The sequence below is a fragment of the Stenotrophomonas sp. 2201_Sma genome, assembly GCF_056486685.1.
On record NZ_CM151329.1, the window covers coordinates 2,688,922 to 2,710,504 of the forward strand.

General features: G+C 65.8%; 18 protein-coding genes. 10 read left to right on the forward strand and 8 right to left on the reverse strand.

Going from position 1 to position 21,583, the window contains the following annotated elements; genetic code table 11:
* Positions 1-329 precede the first annotated feature (329 nt).
* The 9 genes from tssJ to ACZLIF_RS12515 all read left to right on the forward strand — a co-directional run bounded on the left by tssJ (position 330) and on the right by ACZLIF_RS12515 (position 10,231).
* Positions 330-842: a type VI secretion system lipoprotein TssJ gene (tssJ, locus tag ACZLIF_RS12475; RefSeq protein ID WP_229765827.1), complete on the forward strand. Its 513-nt coding sequence runs from the start codon at positions 330-332 to the stop codon at positions 840-842.
* Positions 843-1,057: 215 nt separating this feature from the next.
* Positions 1,058-2,392 (forward strand): type VI secretion system baseplate subunit TssK, encoded by a 1,335-nt coding sequence (gene tssK, locus ACZLIF_RS12480; protein ID WP_053517623.1) that lies wholly within the window; start codon positions 1,058-1,060, stop codon positions 2,390-2,392.
* Positions 2,392-3,183: a type IVB secretion system protein IcmH/DotU gene (gene icmH, locus ACZLIF_RS12485; protein WP_128988019.1), complete on the forward strand. Its 792-nt coding sequence runs from the start codon at positions 2,392-2,394 to the stop codon at positions 3,181-3,183. The genes tssK and icmH overlap by 1 nt, the downstream gene beginning before the upstream one ends.
* Positions 3,184-3,193: 10 nt before the next feature.
* Entirely contained in the window at positions 3,194-6,112 is a 2,919-nt protein-coding gene (gene tssI / locus ACZLIF_RS12490) for a type VI secretion system tip protein TssI/VgrG (RefSeq protein ID WP_128988020.1), read from the forward strand.
* 9 nt (positions 6,113-6,121) lie between these two features.
* The gene (locus tag ACZLIF_RS12495) at positions 6,122-7,918 is read left to right on the forward strand and encodes a peptidoglycan-binding domain-containing protein (RefSeq protein WP_128988021.1); all 1,797 of its coding nucleotides are present in this window, start codon (positions 6,122-6,124) and stop codon (positions 7,916-7,918) included.
* Between the two features lie 2 nt (positions 7,919-7,920).
* A complete protein-coding gene (locus ACZLIF_RS12500; protein WP_128988022.1) occupies positions 7,921-8,487 on the forward strand; it encodes a hypothetical protein in 567 nt (188 codons plus the stop codon).
* Between the two features lie 219 nt (positions 8,488-8,706).
* Positions 8,707-9,141, forward strand: a complete 435-nt coding sequence (locus ACZLIF_RS12505) for a hypothetical protein (RefSeq protein ID WP_164972343.1) — start codon at positions 8,707-8,709, stop codon at positions 9,139-9,141.
* Between the two features lie 134 nt (positions 9,142-9,275).
* On the forward strand, positions 9,276-9,812 hold the full coding sequence (locus ACZLIF_RS12510) for a M949_RS01915 family surface polysaccharide biosynthesis protein (RefSeq protein ID WP_128988024.1): 537 nt from the start codon (positions 9,276-9,278) through the stop codon (positions 9,810-9,812).
* A gap of 113 nt (positions 9,813-9,925) precedes the next feature.
* Positions 9,926-10,231, forward strand: a complete 306-nt coding sequence (locus tag ACZLIF_RS12515) for an I78 family peptidase inhibitor (protein WP_128988025.1) — start codon at positions 9,926-9,928, stop codon at positions 10,229-10,231.
* 116 nt (positions 10,232-10,347) lie between these two features.
* Here ACZLIF_RS12515 and ACZLIF_RS12520 read toward each other — a convergent pair whose 3' ends face one another.
* From ACZLIF_RS12520 to ACZLIF_RS12550, 7 genes are all read right to left on the reverse strand, one after another.
* On the reverse strand, positions 10,348-11,232 hold the full coding sequence (locus ACZLIF_RS12520; protein WP_128988026.1) for a hypothetical protein: 885 nt from the start codon (positions 11,230-11,232) through the stop codon (positions 10,348-10,350).
* A 111-nt stretch (positions 11,233-11,343) separates the two neighbouring features.
* The gene (dld, locus tag ACZLIF_RS12525; RefSeq protein ID WP_128988027.1) at positions 11,344-13,044 is read right to left on the reverse strand and encodes a D-lactate dehydrogenase; all 1,701 of its coding nucleotides are present in this window, start codon (positions 13,042-13,044) and stop codon (positions 11,344-11,346) included.
* Entirely contained in the window at positions 13,041-14,180 is a 1,140-nt protein-coding gene (gene lldD, locus ACZLIF_RS12530) for an FMN-dependent L-lactate dehydrogenase LldD (protein ID WP_128988028.1), read from the reverse strand. The genes dld and lldD overlap by 4 nt, the downstream gene beginning before the upstream one ends.
* Before the next feature lie 4 nt (positions 14,181-14,184).
* A complete protein-coding gene (lldR, locus tag ACZLIF_RS12535; RefSeq protein WP_128988029.1) occupies positions 14,185-14,949 on the reverse strand; it encodes a transcriptional regulator LldR in 765 nt (254 codons plus the stop codon).
* Between the two features lie 71 nt (positions 14,950-15,020).
* The gene (gene lldP, locus ACZLIF_RS12540; protein WP_065182750.1) at positions 15,021-16,679 is read right to left on the reverse strand and encodes an L-lactate permease; all 1,659 of its coding nucleotides are present in this window, start codon (positions 16,677-16,679) and stop codon (positions 15,021-15,023) included.
* Between the two features lie 215 nt (positions 16,680-16,894).
* Positions 16,895-17,344 (reverse strand): MgtC/SapB family protein, encoded by a 450-nt coding sequence (locus ACZLIF_RS12545; RefSeq protein ID WP_053517640.1) that lies wholly within the window; start codon positions 17,342-17,344, stop codon positions 16,895-16,897.
* A 127-nt stretch (positions 17,345-17,471) separates the two neighbouring features.
* Positions 17,472-18,230, reverse strand: coding sequence for an SDR family NAD(P)-dependent oxidoreductase (locus ACZLIF_RS12550; protein WP_128988030.1), 759 nt, complete (start codon positions 18,228-18,230; stop codon positions 17,472-17,474).
* 172 nt (positions 18,231-18,402) lie between these two features.
* Here ACZLIF_RS12550 and ACZLIF_RS12555 point away from each other — a divergent pair, with 172 nt between their 5' ends.
* Complete coding sequence (locus ACZLIF_RS12555; protein ID WP_128988031.1) at positions 18,403-19,494, forward strand: alkene reductase; 1,092 nt, start codon at positions 18,403-18,405, stop codon at positions 19,492-19,494.
* Positions 19,495-19,589: 95 nt separating this feature from the next.
* Here the strand turns inward: ACZLIF_RS12555 and ACZLIF_RS12560 are convergent, their stop codons facing one another.
* Positions 19,590-21,500 (reverse strand): CocE/NonD family hydrolase, encoded by a 1,911-nt coding sequence (locus tag ACZLIF_RS12560; RefSeq protein WP_128988032.1) that lies wholly within the window; start codon positions 21,498-21,500, stop codon positions 19,590-19,592.
* Positions 21,501-21,583: the final 83 nt, after the last annotated feature.

Consider the following 21,583-nt stretch of genomic DNA (forward strand, 5'->3'; position numbering starts at 1 on the left):
AGTTCCTAAAGGAAGCCGAATCGCCGCCGATACACCGCACGGGATTCCTGCCCCTGTCGGCGGCAGTGTACATTCGCGAATACGCATCGGTATAGTGAATTTCGTCAAGAATGTGGCGGTTTTGATAGACACATTCTTCACATTCCAATGTGATATCCGCGAGCGAAATCCGTTGCATACGTGACTTTCACCCCGCCCTTCGAGCCCGCCGACTCCAGATGAATGCGCAACTTTCCTCATTTCGCCGCGTGATATCCGTCACGATTTTCTCCTTCATTGTTTCGGGTTCCCTTGCCGGTTGCGCCAGCGACAGCAAGCTCGGGAAAGCGATGGACAAGACACTGCAGGCCGTCGGCATCCGCGAGGAAAAGCCGAAAGCGCCACCGACCGTCCCATTGCGCCTGTATGCCGGCACCAACCTCAATGCCGGCAACGACAAGCGGGCGAGCGCGGCGGTGGTCAAGGTCTACCACCTGCGCAGCCTGCAACGGTTCGAACAGGCGCCCTTCAACGCATTCCTGGACCAGGCCGGAGAGCAGGCCGCCCTCGGTGCCGACCTGCTGTCGGTCAATGAGGTGGTGCTGACCCCCGGGGCCCGGCAGGAATTGTCCGAGCAGCTGAGTGAAGGAAGTGCAGTGCTGGGCGTGGTCGCCCTGTTCCGCGCCCCCGCCGAGAACCGCTGGCGGCTCGCGTTCGACACCAAGGGCAAGACCCTGCCGCAGGACGGTGTGACCATCGGTGTCCACGCCTGTGCCCTGACCAGCGACAGCAAGGCCCTGCTCACACGACTTTCCGGCGATCCGGGCAGTCTTGCCTCGATCCGCTGTGCAGGCGCGAAATAGGACCGCGTCGGAATTCTGGCACTCAAATTGCCGCAATGCGATAGTATCTTCCGCGCAACGTTTGCCCCGCCGCAATCAATGTGCGATGTGATTCACATTTTCACATTGCAAGGCAGGGCCTTCGCCGCAGCGGAACGCGAGGACGGCGGAACCGGCCCCCAAGGGGCAACCTTTCAAGGTATTTCCAAGGATTGAATGTGGCTTATGTAAGCAGGATGTCGAAGGTTCTCTGGGGTGAAGGCCTGTTCCTGCGGCCCCAGCATTTCCAGCGCCAGGACGCATATCACGAGGCACGGCTGCAGGATCTTTCGCAGACGCTGCACCCGTACGCGTGGGGCGCGCGCCGCGTGCGTTTCGACCCCCATGCGTTGTCCGGCGGCACGTTGAGGCCGCTCGATCTGTCGGCGGTGTTCCCCGATGGCGAAACCTACGATGCCCCCGCCCACGACAGCCTGCCGGACGCGGTGTCGCTGCAGGATCTGCCGCCTGGCGTGCAGTCCACGGTGATCTACCTGGCACTTCCGCTGCTGCGCGATGACGGCGCCAACTGCACCGATGCGGAAGGCACGGTGCTTGCGCGCTATCGGCAGGCCAACCGCGATACGCAGGACCTGTTCACCGATGCAGTGGAGGCCGAACTGGCCTACCTGAGCAAGGCGGTGAAGCTGCTTACCGACGACCAGCCCCGTGATGCCTATGCGACCGTGCCGGTGGCGCGTGTGCGCCGCACCTCCAGCGGCGGCTTCGAGCTGGACGATGAGTTCATCCCGCCCTGCGCGCAGCTGCAGGCCTCGCCGTTCCTGCATCGTGAACTGCGTGCAGTGCTCGATGCGCTGCAGGCCAAGGTCGATGCGCTGTACGGGCTGCATCGGCAGACGTCGCAGAACATCATCGAATTCCGCTCGGGCGACATCGCGTCGTTCTGGCTGCTGCATACGATCAACAGTTCCTTCAGCGCGCTGGCCCATCTGCTGCATCATCCGCAGCTGCATCCCGAGCGCCTGCACCAGGAACTGCTGCGCATGGCGGGCGCACTGCTGACCTTCTCCAACGCCTACCAGCTGGGCGACCTGCCGGTGTACCGCCACGACCAGCCGGAAGCTTCGTTCCGCAAGCTGCTGGAGATCGTGCGGGCACTGCTGGATACGGTGATCTCCACGCGCTACTTCAAGATCGCGCTGAACGAGGTCAAGCCGTCCTACCACCTCGGTCGGCTGGACTCGCAGCGGATCGACGGGAACGCCTCGTTCTACCTGTCCGTCTCCGCCTCGCTGCCGGCGCAGGAGCTGATCCAGAGCGTCCCGGTGCGCTTCAAGGTCGGCGCGCCGGACGACGTCGAGAAGTGCGTGCTGTCCGCACTGCCAGGCGTGAAGCTTACCCACGCCGCGCAGGTGCCGGCAGCGATCCCGGTGCGCCCGGGCAGCCATTACTTCGAATTTGATTCGCGCGGTGCGCTGTATGAGCGCATGCTCAAGGCGCAGTCGGTGATGATCTATGTGCCGGCCGGCATTGCCGAGCTGAAGATGGAACTTGTGGCGGTGACCTCATGATGAATTCCCCCCTGCCCCCGACCCCGGGCCCGATGCCGTCGCTGACCGCCAATGGCGCGATGGTCAATCCGACGCCGCAGGCGGCCAATCCGCAGAGCCTGCAGGATCTGATGTCCGACGGCTTCTACCTGCTGCTTCTGCTCAAGCGTGGCCAGTTGCCGCACGACGCAGAGGGCTTCGTGCAGACGGTGCAGAAGTTCCTCGATGGCGTCGAACGCAACGCGATGCGGCTTGGCGTGGCGTCCGAAGATGTCTACGCCGCCAAGTACGCGTTCTGCGCCGCGGTGGATGAGGCGATCCTGTCGCAGCCGTCGCCGCTGCACGAAACCTGGGAACGCAATCCGCTGCAGTTGCGCCTGTTCGGCGAGCACCTCGCCGGCGAGCACTTCTTCGATCGGCTGGAAGAACTGCGCCGCCAGGGCGCGGCGCGCCTGCCGTCGCTGGAGGTCTATCACTACTGCCTGCTGATGGGCTTCGAGGGCAAGTACCGTATCGAAGGCACCGAGAAGCTGGGCTATCTGACCGCGCGCCTGGGTGACGAGATCGTCTACCTGAAGGGCAAGCGCCACGGCTTCGCCCCGCACGCGCTGCCGCCCGACAACGTGCGCCATGGCCTGCGCCGGGTCGTGCCGCTGTGGCTGCCGGCCGTGGTTGTCGGCTGCTTCGGCATCGTCTCGTTCTTCGGCATGCGCGCCTACCTGGGACACGAAACCCGTCAGCAGCTGGCCGCCTACAACGACGTGGTGCAGATGCCCGAGCGCACCGCCCACATTACGATCACCCTCCCATGAGCCTGACGATATGGACATCTCGCGCTCCACGCTGCTTGCTTCCCTCGCCTCGCTGTCGCATCGGGATCGCCTGATCCAGCTCAAGGGCCCCGACGAGGGCCTTGTGGTCGAGCGGTTTGAAGGCACCGAGTCGGTGTGCGGTGACAACCGCCTGCAGATCGACTGCCTGGCCACCGATGCGTTCCTGGAACTGGAACCGTGGCTGGAGCAGCCGCTGACCCTGCAACTGCGCCAGGCCGATGGCGCGCTGCGGCAGTGGCACGGGCTGTGCACCGAGGCGGCGCAGCTGGGAAGCGACGGCGGGCTGGCCCGCTATCGGCTCACCCTCGAACCCTGGACCGCCCTGCTGCGCCTGCGCCGCAATGCGGTGATCTTCCAGGACCAGGACACCCGCGCGATCTGCGAGCAGATCTTCGCCGACTACCCGCAGGCCGCCTTCCGCTTCGACGTGCAGGCCCAGTTGCCGGCCCGTGCGATCACCACCCAGTACCGCGAAACCGACTGGGCCTTCGTCACCCGCCTGCTGTCCGAGGCCGGCCTCGCCTGGCGCATCGAGCAGACGCAGGACGGCGACGCCGCCCACACCCTGGTGGTGTTCGAGCCCGGCGCCGAACTGCCCGATGTGGGCCGCGTGCGTTTCCATCGCGCGGACATGGCCGAGAGCAGCGATGGCATCACTGCCTTCGCCGAACGCCAGCAGCTGGTGCCCAACGCCAGTACCGTCGCCAGCTGGCACAGCGAGCAGGTCAATGCCGTGGCGGCGCAGTCCAGTGCCGATGCCGGCACCCTGCCCGCGCTGGAGGTCTATGTGCAGCCGCGTGCCGGCCGCTTCGCCCAGCCCGCCTGGGCCGACGCCGAAGCGCAGGCGCGGCTGGACGCACTGCGCGTTGGCCAGGTGCTGTACAGCGGCAGCGGCAGCGAGCGCCAGCTGGCCGCAGGCAGCACCTTCAGTCTGGCCCAGCATCCGCAGCATGAGGGCCAGCGCTTCCAGCTGCTGGCCGTGCAGCATGTCGCCGTCAACAATCTGGACCAGGGCATCGCCGAGCTGCTCGCCAGTACTGATCTGGAGCGCGGCGCCTACCGCAACGCCTTCCTCGCCACCGGCGCCGGGGTGCCGCTGCGCGCCCTGCCGCAGGACCGCCCCACCCTGCATGGCCCGCAGACCGCACGCGTGGTGGGTGTGGCCAATGCGGCCGTCAGCCCGAACCGCGAACACCAGGTGCGCATCCAGTTCGGCTGGCAGCGCGGCAGCCAGCCCAACCCGGGCGGTCTGACCGACACCGGCAGCGCCCAGACCGGCCATGCGCCCGGCGACCACACCAGCGGCAGCTGGGTGTCGGTGGCCGAATGGGTGGCCGGCCCGAACTGGGGCACGGCCTTCCTGCCGCGCATCGGCAGCGAAGTGCTGGTGGAATTCCTGCACGGTGACATCGACCAGCCGCGCGTCACCGGCCAGCTCTACAACGGTGAGGTCGCCCCACCCTTCGGCGGCGGCATCGATGAGAACGCGCGCCATCCCGGCGTACTCAGCGGCCTGCACACCCAGGCCCATGACGGCAGCGGCACCCAGCAATGGGTGATCGATGACACGCCGGGCCAGCTGCGTACGCGCCTGCACAGCTCGCTGGCCGACAGCCGGCTGGAGCTGGGCTACCTGATCGCGCACCAGAACACCGCCCGCGGCGCCCTGCGCGGCGAGGGCTTCGAGCTGGCCACGCAGGGCTGGGGCAACGTGCATGCGGCCGAAGGCCTGCTGCTGTCCGCCAGCGCGCAGGAGCGGGCCGCTTCCACGGTCATGGACAACGCCAGCGTGGTGGCGCAGCTCAAGGGCGCCGAGCGCAGCCTGGAGCAGATGCAGCAGACCCTGGCCCAGCAGCAGGTGCCCGGACTGGCCGAGTTCGAGCGCACAAAGCAGCTGCGCGAGCAGATCGATCCGCAGGCACAGGGACGCTACGAAGGCGAGGTCAACGGACAAAGCGCGATGAAGCCGGGCGGCGATGGCCGCAGCCCGGGTGACCAGCCGGTGGAGCGTCTGGCCAAGCCGCTGCTGCTGGCCGAAGCACCGCACCACATTGCCTGGACCACGCCAGCCAGCGCGGTGGCCTACGCCGGGCAGAACCTGCAGATGACGGTGCAGCAGGATCTGCACATCAGCGCAGGCGAGACCATCGCCACGGTGTCCGGCGAGCACGTCTCACTGTTCGCGCAGAGCGGCCCGCTGCGGGTGATCGCCGCCCAGGGCCCGGTCAGCCTGCAGGCCAACGATGGCGAACTGGAGCTGCTGAGCGACCAGGCACTGACCATCACCGCCACCGATGACCGCATCGATGTGCTGGCGCAGAGCAAAGTGGTGCTGCAGGCCGGCAGCAGCGCGATCACCCTGGAGGGCGGCAACATCACGTTCAGCTGCCCGGGCGAGTTCAAGGTGAAGGCGGGCGAGCATCCGTTCATGGGGGCCGATACCAATCCCGCCATTCCCGAGCACCTTCCGCGCGGCACGCAACTGGTACCGCAACAATTCGGACTGCGCCTGGTCGAGCAGTTTGGCCTGCAGGGACTGGCCGGCAAGCCCTACTCACTAGACATCGGCGGACAACACTTCGAAGGCGAGCTCGCCTCCGATGGCAGCCTGATGCATGAGATGCCCGAAGGTGCGAAGCAGGCCAAGCTGAAGGTGTTTCCGTTCGGCGCCGACAACCATCCTTGGGAATGGACACTCGACCTTGCCGCACAGAAGCAGACCGACGAGCACACCGGGTTGCAGTCACGTCTGAAGAATCTTGGATTTTACGATGGTGCGGTCGACGGCGACTTCGGCCAGCTCAGCCGCATGGCCATGCAACGCTTCCACCAGGCGCGTGAGCTGGTTGGGCTGAACACGCCCAGCCTTCCCGGCGTCACCTCGCTGGGCAAAGACCACGACATCTAGGACGGATGCATGATCTACGGCAATCACAACCTGCGACGAGGCGACCACGACGGCACGCCTGCGAACAACCGGCCGCCTCGCTGGGGCGGCGTCGACAATCCGCCGCCACCCACGCCCACGAACGCGCAGACACCGCAGAACCAGGGCGGAGCGACACTGGCGATCCCGCAGCACGTGCGCCAGCTCCAGCAGGACCTGCGCACTCTGGGCTTCATGTTCGTCGGCACACCCGATGGTGGATTCGGCCGCGGCACCGAGTGGGCGGTACGGGAGTTCCAGATCTACGCCAGCATGGCCAATGCCGCGCAACTGAACCAAGGGCGGCTGCACGGCTGGCAGCCCCAAGCAGGTTTGACCGCACCGGAAGTAATGGCGCTGGGACTGCGCCCCAACTCCAATCCACCGGAAAGCTATCACGTCGCCTCATTGGACCGGGTCGCCAACGGATCGCGCTACACCGGCCCGATCAGCGGCGTGATGAACGCCGACACGCGTACCGCGATGGAGCACTGGCTGCGTAACAACTATCGCTGCCCGGTGGTCATCGAGGCATGGCAGGTTGCCACCGGCAACAACCAGCGCACCACGCCGTTCACCAACGGCATCAACATCTGGAACTTCGACGAGATCACGCAGGGCACCGTGCGCAATGCCGCCAATCGCGTGGTGGCGCGCGTGCGGATGTTCAGCAGGGACTTCACCGGTCATTACACACTTCCGAACGGCCGCCGCGATGACCAGTACCAGTCGCTGGGCAGCTACGCGCGATTCATGACCTACGGCGGCCCGATGAGCGAGGTGCCCAACCATACCTGGGCCGAAGCGGAAATGACGCCGGAACGCCTGATCGGTCCAGCCACCACCACGGCAGTGTTGGCCGCCACGCCCAACGGTGCCGCAGCATCCACCTACCGCGTTGTGCGTGCCACGGCGGAGCAGGAGTGCATGGGCATGTTCGACAGCATCAATGCCTACGACGACGCACTGGTCTCGCTCGGCCCCTGCCATTGGACCATGGGCCTGATGCCTGCCGGCGGCTATGACAACGGTGAGCTGCCCGGCTTCCTCGCCTACTTCCTGCATCGCAACCCGGCCGACTACCAGCGTTATCTCGGCAATCTGGGTCTTTATCCGGCCACGGCCTGGGCAGGCGTCAACACGGGGCCGCTCTGGGACCGCACTGGCCGCAAGTATGTGGGTTGGATCCGCCATCACGACGAACAGACGCGGCCTGCGCAGGCGGCGACCGGCCTGGCCCAGCTGCCCATGGTCGACCGGGCAACCGTGGAGGCCAACTACTTCAAGACCTGGCACTGGTTCTACCGGCTGGCCATGATTGGCCGCACCTGCGCGAACTTCCAGCAGGCGATGTGGGACATGGTCCGCTTCCGCATCCGCGACATCCGCTCGGCCCCCATTGCGGTCAATGTGGGTGCCGTCCATATCAACGGCACGCTGGGTGATATCTACACCTCGGAAAAATCGGTCGCGATCCTGCTTCGCTGGCATATCTTCCGTCCAGGCCACGTGACCGGCGCCCGCGTCAGGGATTCGTTGACCCGCGCCATCAATGGCCATGCCCAGTTGAACTGGGCGACGGCACCTGCGCAGTGGACCAACGCACACGAACAGGCGATCACGGCGCAGCTGCTCACCGACGCGCTTACCGTCAACGACACGCAGGACCGCCTCGCCAACTGGCCTACCTATGCCGGGCGCAACAGCCGCAACTACACCCTCAACAACGAGCTGGGCGCGCTGCGTGATGGCCGCGGCTCCTTCCACTTCGATACCACGGGAATATGACGATGCCTTCCGTCCTTCGAGCCGCCCCGCTGCTGGCCGGTCTTTGCCTGGCCGCCTCCTGTGCGGCCAAGCCCCCTGTTGCCGATACCCTGGACCGCGCCTGCGCCGCGGTCTCCATCGACGATCGGATCGAACTCCTTCCCCTGGAAGGAAAGCACGTCAGCGCCTGTCCGCCCGGCGACGATGAAGGCTGCCCGTACAGCGGCCAGCAGGGAAAAACATCGCTGAGCGACACACCGGACCTGAACAAGGATGGACGCAAGGATGCCATCCTGACTTACTTCGGCAGCAGTTATGGCGATATCGACGTGACCGACAAGCTGGTCCTGGCCCAATGCAAGGACGGAACCTACATCCGACTTCTGGAAGGAAAGTTCACAACACTGGTCGCTCCGGCCGTGCCGCATGCCACGTGGCCGGTTCTGGAAGCAACGCGGGACTGCCCGCAGGCTCACGGTGATGGGGTCCGCACCGAAAAAATCCAGCTGAACTTCGACCCCAGGACGGCGAAGTATCGTGGACCAGCCGGACTGAATCTGGCCGTGGCGTGCCCGGCCCAGGGCCTTTGACAGGCGCTTGGCGTGATCGCGGCTCACCGCGCGAAGCGGGCGCGATGAATGGCCGGGACGTGACGGACGATTATGGTTCCCATGGTCATGCGAAGAAGCATTCCCCCCCACAGGCTTGCCGCTTTCGTTACCCTCTTCTGCCTTGCGGCCTCCGCGTGCTCTTCCGCGCGGAGAGACAACGCGCTGAAAATCCATGCGCCCCAAGGAGTCTCCGTGACAGTGGACCGTTCGACTGCACGCGGCTATCCGCAGACCCGGTGCTTTGATTTCCAGCAAAAGGGCCGGAGCGTGGGATTTCTCTGCTCGTCTTCCAGCACCCGGTTCGTCACCGATTTCGGCATTACAGCAACAACCGGGTCCCTTGATGGTCAGGAGCATTTCCAGGTCGCCACGGGCATGTCGACGTACGAAATGAAGCCAGCCACCATCGACGGCCGCATGTTGTTCACTGCGGAAGTGGACTGTGATGAGGGAGACGGTCCGCTCTCTCGTGCTACCTCAACTTGCCATGTGGCATTCATGCCTCGGGCCGGTGCGCACGTCTTGTACAGCAATTTCGTTCTCAGAAACAATGCCACCTCGGCATCCGGCGTTGATGCGAGGACGGTCATGGGAATCTGGGAGGATCTGAGCAATGCGCTTGGTGGGCCTTGATGAGCGGGGTCGCAGAACGCACTGCCACACCCGGCCACTGTCTCCTGGCTGCGTTCGTGCTGCTGTTGGCTGGCTGTGACGCGTCGCCGACACAGCCCACATTTGAGACATTTCCCGCATCGCACGAGAGGCAGTTGAAGGGTCTGTACACCGGCACCCTGCTCAAGCAGGTGGCATTCAAGGACGTCGATGGCGCGGGCTTGCTGCTGCTTTCGGTCAGCGATCAGGCAGTGCCGGCACACGGCGACGACGAACCGATGGATCAGATCACGCTGCGTGCAGAGCTGTTCCGGCGCGCGGATGAGGCGGCGCCTTGGATGTCGCGGTGGAGTGTGGAGGATCCGGTCCAATGCGATGGCTTGGACCTGGAGGCCGGCTATTTCCTGGATCAGGTAACCGCAACCGACCTGGACAACGATGGTCGCGCCGAAGTGACCGTCGCCAGCCACAGCTTCTGTGGCGGTGGCGTTGACCCGCGGCAGCTTCGGATCGGTCTTCACCAGGGTGAGCAGTACTACGAAGTGCGGGGTGAATCACAGGTAGAGGTGGAAGGCGATGCCCCTCTCGGTGGTGAGCGCCACGACGCCCCCGAACTGGCAAGGGCGCCGGTTCCGCTGCGCACCCACATGGACAGGGTGTGGGAGGCGATCAAGTACGGCCCATCACCATGACGGGGTCCGACGCCAATGCCTGCACACACCGACTGACACGCTTTGATCCAACGCATGCCGTCGCCACAGGCAGGGTGCTATGGTGGCGCCACCATCTCGCAGGAGCGCCGCTCATGACCCGTTTCCGTTCCGCTGGCTTTGCCCTGGCCACAGTCGCCACGCCGATGCTGCTCGCCGCCTGCGTCAGTACGCCCGGGCCGGAGGTGAAGGGCACCGGCCGCTGCGACGCCAGCCAGCTTGGCTGGGCAATCGGCCAGCCGGGCAATGAGGAGAACATGCGTCGTCTGTCGCGTGAGAGCGGCGCCGGCCTGGTCAACCCGATCGGCCCGACCACGATTACCACCAAGGATATCCGTCCGGATCGCCTGCGCGTCTACATGGACAAGGACAACATCATCACCGCAGCCCGCTGCGAGTAACCACCGCGCGGGCTTCTGTAGAGCCGAGCCCACGCTCGGCTGCCACTGAACAGCAGCCGAGCGTGGGCTCGGCTCTACACAGAACGCGCGTCGGGCATGGACCAGCGTGACAGGGCTCAGGGTTCGGTATAGCCCGCACAATCCGGCAGTGGCTGGTCGGGGTGAAAACGGCCCTCACTGAAACGGAAAAGACGCGAATAGCTGCACGCGGGATCCTGCTCGGTGTGCAGGTCCTTCGTCTTCAACGGCCCCTTCGCCAGCGAATCCTCGAAACGCGATGCACCTGCGGGGAAGCGGGTCGCCACCGTCTGGTAACGAAGCACCGGCATGCCCTGCACTGCCGGATCCAGCCCCAGCTTTGCCGAGAATCCATACTCATCGTGGCAGGCACCGGCACGCTGCCTGATGTCCTGCTCGCTGAAGCAGGCACGGATCATCGCGTTGCCCACCCACGGCACGGTCAGCACATCATCGTCCACCTGGACGCCATCCTGCAGGTGGCGCACGCGTGCCAGCTGCAGCGTCGATGCGTCTGCACCACCGCCGGAGTACATCATGCTGAAGGTGACCGTGGCGCCTACCAGTACGTTCTGGCGGGCACGCTGCTGCGGGTCAATCACGTCCTCATCCGCGCCGACACCGGGTGCCAGGCGTACGATCCATGGCCACAGCTTCAGTTCGCTTTCCTGCGGCACGTCAATGCGGACGTGGTAGCTATTTGGCTTGCCCTGGCCCGGCACCTTCTCAAGCACTTCCAGCACGGTGGGCCGCTTCCCCTCTTCGGCCACCGGTTGCACGCGTACACACCAGTTGCCGTCCTGGGTGCACTCATAAAGTCCTGCCGGGCCTGCCTCCGGGGTGATCAGCACGTGCCCCAGCGGCTCCATCACATTGCCGGCGGCATCGCGCTGCTGTGGCAGGATCGAGCCCTGCGCCAACACCAGGATCGGGGCGGCCAGCAGTGCAGCACACACGGTCGTGCGGACAACGATGGGGGGCATGGGCGGCTCCTGCGGCTGGAATTCCGATGGTAACCGTTGCCCGGGTAGAGTCGAGCCATGCTCGACTGCTGCCTGCCGGGAAGTGCAGCCGAGCACGGGCTCGGCTCTACATCATCCGCAGTCGCAGCCACCCCAGCCCTTGACCTTCGAAGTCTGCCCGATGCCCGGGTTGAAGGTGTTGCTCGGGTCCAACTGTCGGTAGAACCCAGCCAGCGCCGGCTTGGCCGGGTACAGGTGGCCAACGTTGTGCTCGGCCGGATACTCGGCCCCGCGCCGGTCGAGCAGTGCCCACATCGCGTGCTCGATCGCCATCGGATCTTCGCCCTTGCGTGCGATGTAGTCCTGGTGGAACACGTGGCACAGGAAGTGGCCGTAGTAAAGTTTGTGCAGCAGGCGACTTTCGATGGCGGCGGGCAGCTGCTCGAACCAGTCTGCGTCGTCGCGACGCAATGCGATGTCGAGCGCGACGATGTCCTGCACCTGTTGGCGATGCACCTCGCGATAGCGCACGGCAGCACCGGCCACGGCAAAACGATGCAGGAAGGCCTTGCGCCCTTCTTCGGCCGTGCAGTGGAAATAGCCGCCTTCGTGCTCGGCGAAGAATTGCTGCAACCAGGCCTCGGTCTCCGCTGCATCCTGTGCGGAGACCTTCAGCAGCAGATGATGCTCGTAACGCTGCCGGAACTCGCCCATGCGCTGGGGCAGGTGCGAGGGCAACAGGCCGGTCAGCACCTGCATTACCCGGTCGGTCACGCCGCGCAGGCCCAGCCGCTCGAACCAGCCGTCAACCCTGCTCTTCAGTGCGAATGCCGCGGGCACCCGTGCGGTCCCGAGCCGGTCGATCAGCAGGAATGTGTCCTTTCCATAGCGCTCGCCGATATCGTAGGCGTCTCGGTGGATGTACTCACCGGCGATCGGCAGCCGATCGAAGCCGGTCAGCAGTTGGCGGCGGATGGCGGTGAAACTCCCGGTACGGTTGCTGCCGATGTAGAAGACCTCGGCGGGCTCCTTCTCAAACGTATCCAGGCGCACCGCGAACACCGCCAGTTTGCCGGCTGAACCCGCCGCTTCGTAGTGACGACTGGGATCGGCATTGAAGCGCGCCGGTGTATCGGCATCGACCCTGCGCACCTCGTCGGCGTAGCGCGGGTCGGACGCGGAACGGCCGTCGCCGTCGCTGACATCGGCGGCATCGTAGTCACCGGCCTGCAAGCGCTGCAGGATCTGCTCGGGCGTATCGCCCAGCGCGATGCCCAGGTGGTTGACCAGCTGCAACCGGCCCTGCGCATCAACCTGCGCATATAGCGCCAGCTCGGTATAAGCGGGGCCACGCCGCACCAGCGCACCGCCAGAGTTGTTGCAGATGCCGCCCAGCACCGAGGCGCCGATGCAGGACGAGCCGATCACCGAATGCGGCTCGCGCCCCAGCGGCGCCAGCGTCTGCTCCAGCCGGTCCAGGGTGGCGCCCGGCAGACACACCACCTGGCGGCCCTCGTTCAACAACTGGATGCCGGTCAAGCGCAGGGTGCTGACCAGCACGACCGGGCGCCCATAATCATTGCCATCCGGGGTCGAGCCGCCGGTCAGGCCGGTATTGGCGGCCTGCAGGATGATCGCTGCCCCACCCTGCACAGCCGCCTGGAGCACACGCCACAATTCCAGCAACGTGCCCGGACGCACCACGGCCAGCACCGCGCCGTCGCCGAAGCGATAGCCCCGGCGGAAGCGGCGGGTCGCCTTGTCGCGGGTCAGCACATGGCGGCTGCCGACAGCAGCACGCAGCTGCGACAGCATGGCCCCGTGGCCAGTCATGGCAGCCGCACCAGTGAATCTCGGCCGATGTCGGTAATGCGGTGTGCGCCGGTCAGCGTCATTGCCACGCGCATCTCCCTGGCGATCAGGTCCAGCAGGTTGGCCACGCCGGCCTCACCCTGCGCCGCGAGCGCATAGACGAAGGCGCGCCCCAGCAGCACGGTGTCAGCGCCCAGCGCCAGCATGCGCACCACGTCCAGTCCGGTGCGGATGCCGGAATCGGCGAGGATCTTCAGGTCGCCCTGTACCGCGTCAGCGATGGCCGGCAGCGCGCGTGCGGTGGACAGCACACCATCGAGCTGGCGCCCCCCGTGATTGGAGACCACGATGCCGTCGGCACCGAATGCAACCGCGGCGCGTGCGTCTTCCGGGTCGAGGATGCCCTTGATCACCATCGGTCCCTTCCAGAACTCGCGGATCCACTCCAGGTCCTTCCACGAAATGGATGGATCGAAGTTGCTGCCCAGCCAGCCGATATAGTCCTCCAGCCCGGTGGGGTTGCCGCGATAGGTGGAGATGTTGCCAAGATCGTGCGGACGTCCGAACAGACCCACGTCCCAGGCCCAGCGCGGATGGGTGATGGCCTGGCCGATGCGGCGCAGCGGAGCATTCGGACCGCTCATGCCGGAGTGCGCGTCTCGATAGCGCGCACCCGGTACCGGCATGTCCACGGTGAACACCAGCGTCGTAACGCCCGCCGCCTGGGCGCGCTCCAGGGCGTTGCGCATGAAGCCGCGATCGCGCAGCACGTACAGCTGGAACCACATCGACCGCTGGATCGCCGGGGCCACTTCCTCGATCGGGCACACCGACACGGTGGACAGGGTGAACGGAATGCCGCGGCTGTCAGCTGCCCGCGCCGCCTGCACTTCACCGCGGCGTGCATACATGCCGGTGAGGCCGACCGGCGCCAGTGCCACCGGCATCGCCAGCGTCTGGCCGAACAGCTCGGTCTCCAGGCTCAGGTCGGACATGTTGCGCAGGATGCGCTGGCGCAGCGCGATGTCGGACAGATCCGAAACGTTGCGCTTCAGCGTGTGCTCGGCATAGGCGCCGCCATCGATGTAGTGGAACAGGAACGGCGGCAGCCGGCGTTTGGCTGCGGCGCGGTAATCGGTGGAGGCGGAGATGATCATGGGGTCAACCGTGTGGAGAAGGCAGGCGCGAGGCCCGCGCGCGCCGGGCTTCGTTGTCGTCGAGCGTGCGCAGTGTGGTGTGCACGAACTCGAGGTGGGCATGCGCGGCGGCGCGCGCGCGCTCCGGATCACCGGCCAGCACGGCATCCATCATTTCGCGATGCTGATCGGACAACGGCAAGAATGTTCTGGCCGAGGTGTAGAGCTTTTCGCGGCTCTGCGAGATGTTGGTCTGCAGCAGATCGAACAGGCCACGCATCACCTGCAGCAGCACCAGGTTGTGCGACGCTTCGGCGATGGACAGGTGGAAGGCCGCATCGGCCTCCGCCTCGCCTGAAGGATCATCCTTGCCATGCGCATCCATCATGGTCTGGAAGGCCTGGGCGATGCGTGCCCGATCCTCATCGGTGGCACGCAGCGCTGCATGCCAGGCCGTCGCTCCTTCCAGCGCGTGACGGATCTCCAGCACGTCGAAGCGGTATTCCGGGTCGCCCTGGAACAACGGCAGGTACGGAGCCAGGGGTTCATCCAGCGCCTGCCGCGCGCGCGTGGCCGGCTCCGCCACGTAGGTGCCGCCGCCCACGCGTGCGCTCAGCAGGCCCTGGCTGGACAACTGCGCGATGGCCTCGCGCAGCGCCGTGCGCGAGACACCCAGCTGCACCGCCAGTGCGCGCTCGGCCGGAAGCCGGTCACCCGGCTGCAGCTGCCGCTCCTGCACCAGACCACGCAGCTGCGCGGCCACCTTGTCTGAAATCCGTTGCGTGCTCATGGCGCCATTGTGGCCCGAAGCGCCTGGCAGGTGCGGCCCATGCTGCGCGGATAGGTCGTCGGCTGCATGGCTCAGGGAATCATCCAGGTCAGCCAGTACGCCTGCGCGGTGGTGATCAGGCCGACCATCACGGTGAAGATCAGACTGTGCTTGACAGTGAAGCGGAACAGGTCCGATTCCTTGCCGGCCAGGCCGACCGCGGCGCAGGCGATGGCAATCGACTGCGGCGAGATCATCTTGCCGGTGACGCCGCCGGTGGTGTTGGCCGCCACCAGCAGCACCTCGGACACGCCGATCTGCTGCGCAGTGGTGGCCTGCAAGGCCGAAAACAGCGCGTTGGAGGACGTGTCCGAGCCGGTCAGGAACACGCCCAGCCAGCCCAGGAACGGCGAGAAGAAGGTGAATGCCTTGCCGGTGTGGGCCAGCGCCAGCGCCAGCGTGGCCGACAGACCCGAATAGTTGGCGATGAAGGCGAAGGCCAGCACCATGCCGATCGAGTAGATCGGTGTGCGCAGCTCGCGCACGGTCTCGCCGAAGGTCTGCAGCGCCGCCTTGGCCGGCATGCGCAGGGCGATGATGGCAATCACTGCGGCGAGGATGATCGACGTGCCGGTGGCCGAGAACGCGTCGAATTTATAGACCGCCTCGTAGCTCAACGGCGCAGGCACGATCGGTGGCATCTTCTGCACCATCTGGTCCAGGCCCGGCACCGGGATCTTCAGCACCCAGCTTTCCAGCGGGCCACCCGCCGCGAACAGCGACTTGAACGGCTTGATGCTCCACAGCGTGACCATCGCGGTAAGGATCAGGAACGGCGACCACGCCTTGGCGATCTGGCCAACGCTGTAGCGCGGCGCTTCCAGCGCCTGGGCGGCCGCCTCGGCGCTGGTTTCGGTATCGAAGCGGAAGATCCGTACCGGCTTCCAGCGGCGCAGGAACAGGGTCAGGCACACCAGCGACGCCAGCGACGCGGTGATGTCCGGCAGCTCCGGCCCGATGAAGTTGGAGGTCAGGTACTGGGCAATGGCGAACGACCCGCCGGCCACCAGCACAGCCGGCCAGGTTTCCCTGACGCCACGCCAGCCATCCATGATCGCCATGATCCAGAACAGCACGATGATGGTCAGGAACGGCAGCTGGCGACCGGCCATCTGGCCGATCTCGAAGGCCTCCAGCCCGGTGACCTGTCCCGCCACGATGATCGGAATGCCCATCGCACCGAATGCCACCGGCGCGGTATTGACGATCAGGCACAGGCCCGCTGCATACAGCGGCTTGAAGCCCAGCCCGACCAGCAGCGCTGCGGTGATCGCCACCGGCGCGCCAAACCCCGCCGCGCCTTCCAGGAAGGCACCGAAGGCGAAGCCGACCATCAGCATCTGCAGCCGCTGGTCTTCGGTCACCGACAGGATCGAAGCGCGGATGATGTCGAACTGCCCGGTCTTGACCGAGACTTTGTACAGGAACACCGCGCCGATGATGATCCAGGCGATCGGCCACAGCCCGTAGACGAAACCGAAGCCGGCCGCGCCCAACGCCTGGGTCAGCGGCATGCGGTAGAACAGCAGGGCCACGGCCAGTGCGATGGCCACGGTGATCGTGCCGGCCAGCCAGCCTTTCATGCGCAGCACGGCCAGGGCAACGAAGAAGAACGCGATCGGCAGCAACGCGATCAGGCTGGACAACCACAGGTTGCCGGCGGGGTCGTACAGGTGTTGCCAGGGCTGCATGGAGGCTCTCGACGGGGGGCGGAATGTTTCCCCACCGCATGCGATGGGACGCCGTGGTCACGATTATTGGTATTACCAATAACCAGATTCATCGGACCACTTGAAGTCGATTGAACCGCCATTTCGACGAAGAGCCTATTAGACCATAGAGTTACCGGACATATTGGTATTACCAATAAAGCGCCACATGACAGAAGCTCGAAGGTGCTGCCCCGCTAGAGCCTGTCCGCCAACCGTCGCATCACCGCCAGCACCAGCAGGCACAGCACGCTCACACCAAGGGCAATGACGTACTTGCCGATGCCCACCGCAATCCCGATGGCGGCGGCCATCACCAGCGAACTGGCCGTGGTCAGCCCGCTGACCTGGTCCTCGCGGCTGCCACGCAGGATGGTGCCTGCGGCAACGAAGCCGACGCAGGCCACCACCGCTTCGATCAGGCGCACCGGGTCGACCTGCAGCAGGTCGCGGTAGCGCTCCTGCTGGAAATGCTCGGCCACGGAATCGCCGAGCCCCACGATGAGCGCTGCGGCGCCGGCAATCATCATGTGCGTGCGCAGGCCCGCCGCATGCTTGCCCATCTCGCGCTCGATACCGAGCACGCCACCGAACAGCATCGCGGCGGCCACGCGCAGCAGGATCGATACATCCTGGTTGAGTTCCATCGACGTCTCCGGGAGTTTCCCGGAGCGTTGCGCGTCAGCCGTCGGATCGCGGTGAAGGCCGCACCACGGCCCGTTCACCCGGTAGCGCCGGGCCATGCCCGGCACCACCGTCCCTGCGGTCACCGCATCACTGCGCCAGATAACCGCCATCGATCGCGTAATAGGTGCCGGTCGCGAACGAGGCATCATCGCTGGCCAGCCAGGCCACCAGCGCCGCCACTTCCTCGGCCTTGCCCAGGCGCTTCAACGCGTGGCGGTCTTCCAGCGTGGCGCGCACCTTCGGATCCATCTTCTCCAGCAGCGGCGTGGCGATGAAGCCCGGCCCCACCGCATTGACACGGATGCCATCGGCGGCATGCTCCCACGCTGCGGTCTGCGTCAGGCCGACCACACCATGCTTGGCTGCCACGTACGCGGTCGAACCGGCATAGCCCACCTGGCCCAGGATCGAGGCCATGTTGATGATGCTCCCGCCCTTCCCGGCCGCGCGCATGGCCTGGATCTGCGCACGCTGGCACAGGAATACACTGGTCAGATTCACATCGACCACCCGCTTCCAGCCATCGACGGGATAGTCGCCGCTGCTCGCCGCCGGACCGCTGATGCCGGCGTTGTTGACCGCGACGTGCACCCCGCCCAGCTCCTTCACTGTGCGCTGCACCGCCGCCTCCACGGCAGCCTCATCCGTGACGTCCAGGGCGATGCCGATGGCGCGGCTGCCACGCCGGGCCAGCGCTTCCACGGTGGCGTCCACCGCGTCCTGCTTCAGGTCCCACACTGACACCGCAGCACCGGACGCTGCCAGCAGTTCGGCCACGGCCAGGCCGATGCCGGAAACGCCACCGGTCACGATCGCCGCCTTGCCGCCGAGCTGATAGTCGATCATCTGTGTTCTCCATCTATCGGGAATCGATGTGGACACGCGTCCACCCGCGACCCACGGTACGCCCCGCCGTGTTACGGCCGCGCCACTACCAGGCGCTGCAACGAACCTTCCCATCGCTGCAACGCGTTCGACCGTATGCTCGACCTCACCCTCCCCTGCTGTGGAAACTCCAATGAATCCCGCTGACGCCCTGCTGTTCACGCCCACTCACCTGGGTGACATCGCTGCTGCGAACCGCATCGCCATGGCACCGCTGACGCGCAACCGCGCCCTGCCCGACCGCGTCCCTTCTCCGCTGGCGATCACCTATTACCGCCAACGTGCCAGTGCCGGCCTGATCATTGCAGAAGCCACCCAGATCAGCCCTCTGGGCCAGGGCTACCTTGATACGCCGGGTATCTACAGCGCCGAGCAGGTCGCTGCGTGGAAATCCATCACCGACGCGGTACACGCCGAAGGTGGCCGCATCGTGCTGCAGCTGTGGCATGTGGGTCGCATCTCCCACACCAGCCTGCTGCCGGAAGGCGAAGTGCCGGTGGCACCCAGCGCCCTCCGCGCCAACGGCAAGACCTTCACCGCCAATGGATTCGAGGATGTCTCCACGCCGCGCGCATTGGCGCTGGAGGAGATCCCGCAACTCATCGAGGATTACCGCGTCGCCGCGCGCAATGCCATTGCCGCAGGCTTCGATGGCGTCGAGGTACATGCAGCCAACGGCTACCTGATCGACCAGTTCCTGCGCGATGGCAGCAACCATCGGGACGATGCCTACGGTGGAAGCATCGAGAACCGTACGCGGCTGCTGTTTGAGGTGGTCAGCGCGGTCGCCGAAGCAATCGGCGCCGGCCGCACCGGCGTGCGCCTGTCACCGGTCACCCCGGTCAATGATGCCCATGACAGCAACCCGCAACCGCTGTTCAACCGTGCAGTGGAGCGCCTGGACACGATCGACGGACTGGCCTTCATCCATGTCATCGAAGGTGCAACCGGTGGCGATCGGGACAACATCCCGTTCGACTACCCTGCGCTGCGCGCACGCTTCCGTGGCGCCTGGATCGCCAACAACGGATACGACGCTGAGCGTGCCGGGCAGGCCCTTGCCAGCGGCTATGCCGACATGATCGCGTTTGGTCGGCCCTTCATCGCCAACCCGGATCTGGTCGCGCGACTGCGCAGCGGTGCGCCGTTGGCCGAGCTCGACCCGGCCACGTTGTATGGCGGTGGCGAACACGGCTACATCGACTACCCGGCACTGGATGCCTGACGACAGGTGCAAGCCCGGTCCACCGCGACCGGGCATGGCCCGACGTTGCCCATGGAAGGTGGCGCCGGGCCAGGCCCGGCGTTGCCCGCCCCGTTTCAGTACACCGGCAGATCGATGTAGCTGGCCTGCGCCGCGCTGTGCCAGACCCGCTGCGTGGCCTTCTGGTAGTCGCCCGGCTTGGCCAGGTAGATGTTCGGCACATAGGTCTGCGGGTTGCGGTCATACAGCGGGAACAGGCTCGACTGCACCTGCACCATGACCCGGTGCCCCTTCTGGAAGGTGTGGTTGGCGTTGGGCAGGTCGAAGCGGTAGGGCAGCACCTGGTTCGCCGCCAGCGGCTTCGGATCGCTGAAACTTTCGCGGTAGCGGCCACGGAAGATCGCCAGTGACACCGGCAGCTCATAGCCGCCCATCTCCGGCGCCGAGGCCTCCTGGTCCGGATACACATCGATCAGCTTCACCACCCAGTCGCTGTCAGTGCCGCTGGTGGACGCCTGCAGGTGCACTACCGGCGCGCCGCCGATGCGCAGTGGCGCGGCCAGCGGTTCGGTGATGAAGGTCAGCACGTCAGGTCGGCCATCGACGAAGCGCTGATCCTTGACCAGCCAGGTCGTCCACATGTCGCGGTCACCGAAGCGCACCGGGCGCGGTACGAACGGCACCGGCTTGGCCGGGTCGGACACGTATTCCTCGAAGTCGCCCTCGCCCGCCGCCGGCGCCTGGAACGCCAGCTTGCCGCCGGCACGCAGATAAAGCGGTTTGCTGCTGGCGGCGCACCCCTGGTCGCAGCTGCGCGGCCAGCCCTTCAGGCGATCCCAGTGGTTTTCACCGGTGTTGTAGATCAGCACCGGCGGTGTGTCCGCCTTCGGCGCGCCGTCCACCAGGTACTGGTCGAAGAACGGCTTGAGCACATCGCGGCGGAACTGCAGCGCGGTATCGCCGTCGAACTTCAGCGCGCCCAGTTCGCTGGCGCTGTAGTTCACCTGGCTGTGCCGCCATGGCCCCATCACCAGATAGTTGCGGTCGTTGCCGCTATCGCGTCCCTCCATCGCCTGGTAGGCGTGGTTGGCACCCCACATGTCCTCCTGGTCCCACAGGCCCTGCAACCACAGGGTCGGCACCTTCAACGGCGTCTTGGCCATCACCGCATCCAGCGCCTGGCCCTGCCAGAAGGCGTCATACGCCGGGTGCTCGACCAGCTTCTTCCACCAGGTCAGCTGGTCCACGCCGGTGAAACGGGCGTAGTCGCCAGCCGAGCCGATGCGCAGGAAAGTGCTGTAGTCGTCATAGCCCAGGCTCGGCAGCGGCGTGCCCTTGCCGCGCTTCTCGGTCTGCATCGCGAAGTAGTTGAAGTTGACCTGGCGGAAGGCACCGTAGTTGAGCCAGTCGTCGCCCATCCAGCCATCGACCATCGGGCTCTGTGGTGCCGCCACCTTCAACGCCGGATGCGGATCGGTCAACGCCATCACCACGGTGAAACCTTCATAGGACGAGCCCAGCATGCCGACCTTGCCGTTGCTCTCGGGCACGTGCTTCACCAGCCAGTCGATGGTGTCCCAGGCGTCGGTGGAGTGATCCACCTTGGTGTTGTTCAACGGCCCGCGCAGCGGCCGGGTCATCACGTAATCGCCTTCGGAGCCGTACTTGCCACGGATGTCCTGGAATACGCGGATGTAACCGCTGTCGACGAACACCTCGTCGCCCTGTGGCAGCAGGTCGCGCATGCGCGGCGAGTCACTGCGGTTGGCGCGGCCGGCAGCATCGTAGGGCGTGCGGGTCAGCAGGATCGGCGCGTTACGGGCGCCCTTGGGTACCACGATCACCGTATACAGCCTGGTGCCATCACGCATCGGCACCATCACCACGCGCTTGTCGTAGTCGCGCCCCACATCCGGGGCAACGAAAGGCTTGCCGCTGATGTCCGGGGTCAGCGGCGGAGTATCGGCAGCCAGCACGCTGCTGGACAGGCAAAGGGCGATGGCTATTGCAACGGCACGCACACGCATGGACAACCCCTTCCGGCGGGAAAGTTCCAAGCCTACTCCTGCCCTGCCCTGTGAAGGGTGTGACGGCTTTGCATTCTGCGGCG

What these genes read in the sequence shown, in the direction of transcription:
- tssJ (WP_229765827.1), top strand. Translation starts at nt 330, where the DNA reads ATGGACAAGACACTGCAGGCCGTCGGCATCCGCGAGGAAAAGCCGAAA.
- tssK (WP_053517623.1), top strand. Translation starts at nt 1,058, where the DNA reads ATGTCGAAGGTTCTCTGGGGTGAAGGCCTGTTCCTGCGGCCCCAGCAT.
- icmH (WP_128988019.1), top strand. Translation starts at nt 2,392, where the DNA reads ATGAATTCCCCCCTGCCCCCGACCCCGGGCCCGATGCCGTCGCTGACC.
- tssI (WP_128988020.1), top strand. Translation starts at nt 3,194, where the DNA reads ATGGACATCTCGCGCTCCACGCTGCTTGCTTCCCTCGCCTCGCTGTCG.
- ACZLIF_RS12495 (WP_128988021.1), top strand. Translation starts at nt 6,122, where the DNA reads ATGATCTACGGCAATCACAACCTGCGACGAGGCGACCACGACGGCACG.
- ACZLIF_RS12500 (WP_128988022.1), top strand. Translation starts at nt 7,921, where the DNA reads ATGCCTTCCGTCCTTCGAGCCGCCCCGCTGCTGGCCGGTCTTTGCCTG.
- ACZLIF_RS12515 (WP_128988025.1), top strand. Translation starts at nt 9,926, where the DNA reads ATGACCCGTTTCCGTTCCGCTGGCTTTGCCCTGGCCACAGTCGCCACG.
- ACZLIF_RS12520 (WP_128988026.1), bottom strand. Translation starts at nt 11,232, where the DNA reads ATGCCCCCCATCGTTGTCCGCACGACCGTGTGTGCTGCACTGCTGGCC.
- dld (WP_128988027.1), bottom strand. Translation starts at nt 13,044, where the DNA reads ATGACTGGCCACGGGGCCATGCTGTCGCAGCTGCGTGCTGCTGTCGGC.
- lldD (WP_128988028.1), bottom strand. Translation starts at nt 14,180, where the DNA reads ATGATCATCTCCGCCTCCACCGATTACCGCGCCGCAGCCAAACGCCGG.
- lldR (WP_128988029.1), bottom strand. Translation starts at nt 14,949, where the DNA reads ATGAGCACGCAACGGATTTCAGACAAGGTGGCCGCGCAGCTGCGTGGT.
- lldP (WP_065182750.1), bottom strand. Translation starts at nt 16,679, where the DNA reads ATGCAGCCCTGGCAACACCTGTACGACCCCGCCGGCAACCTGTGGTTG.
- ACZLIF_RS12545 (WP_053517640.1), bottom strand. Translation starts at nt 17,344, where the DNA reads ATGGAACTCAACCAGGATGTATCGATCCTGCTGCGCGTGGCCGCCGCG.
- ACZLIF_RS12550 (WP_128988030.1), bottom strand. Translation starts at nt 18,230, where the DNA reads ATGATCGACTATCAGCTCGGCGGCAAGGCGGCGATCGTGACCGGTGGC.
- ACZLIF_RS12555 (WP_128988031.1), top strand. Translation starts at nt 18,403, where the DNA reads ATGAATCCCGCTGACGCCCTGCTGTTCACGCCCACTCACCTGGGTGAC.
- ACZLIF_RS12560 (WP_128988032.1), bottom strand. Translation starts at nt 21,500, where the DNA reads ATGCGTGTGCGTGCCGTTGCAATAGCCATCGCCCTTTGCCTGTCCAGC.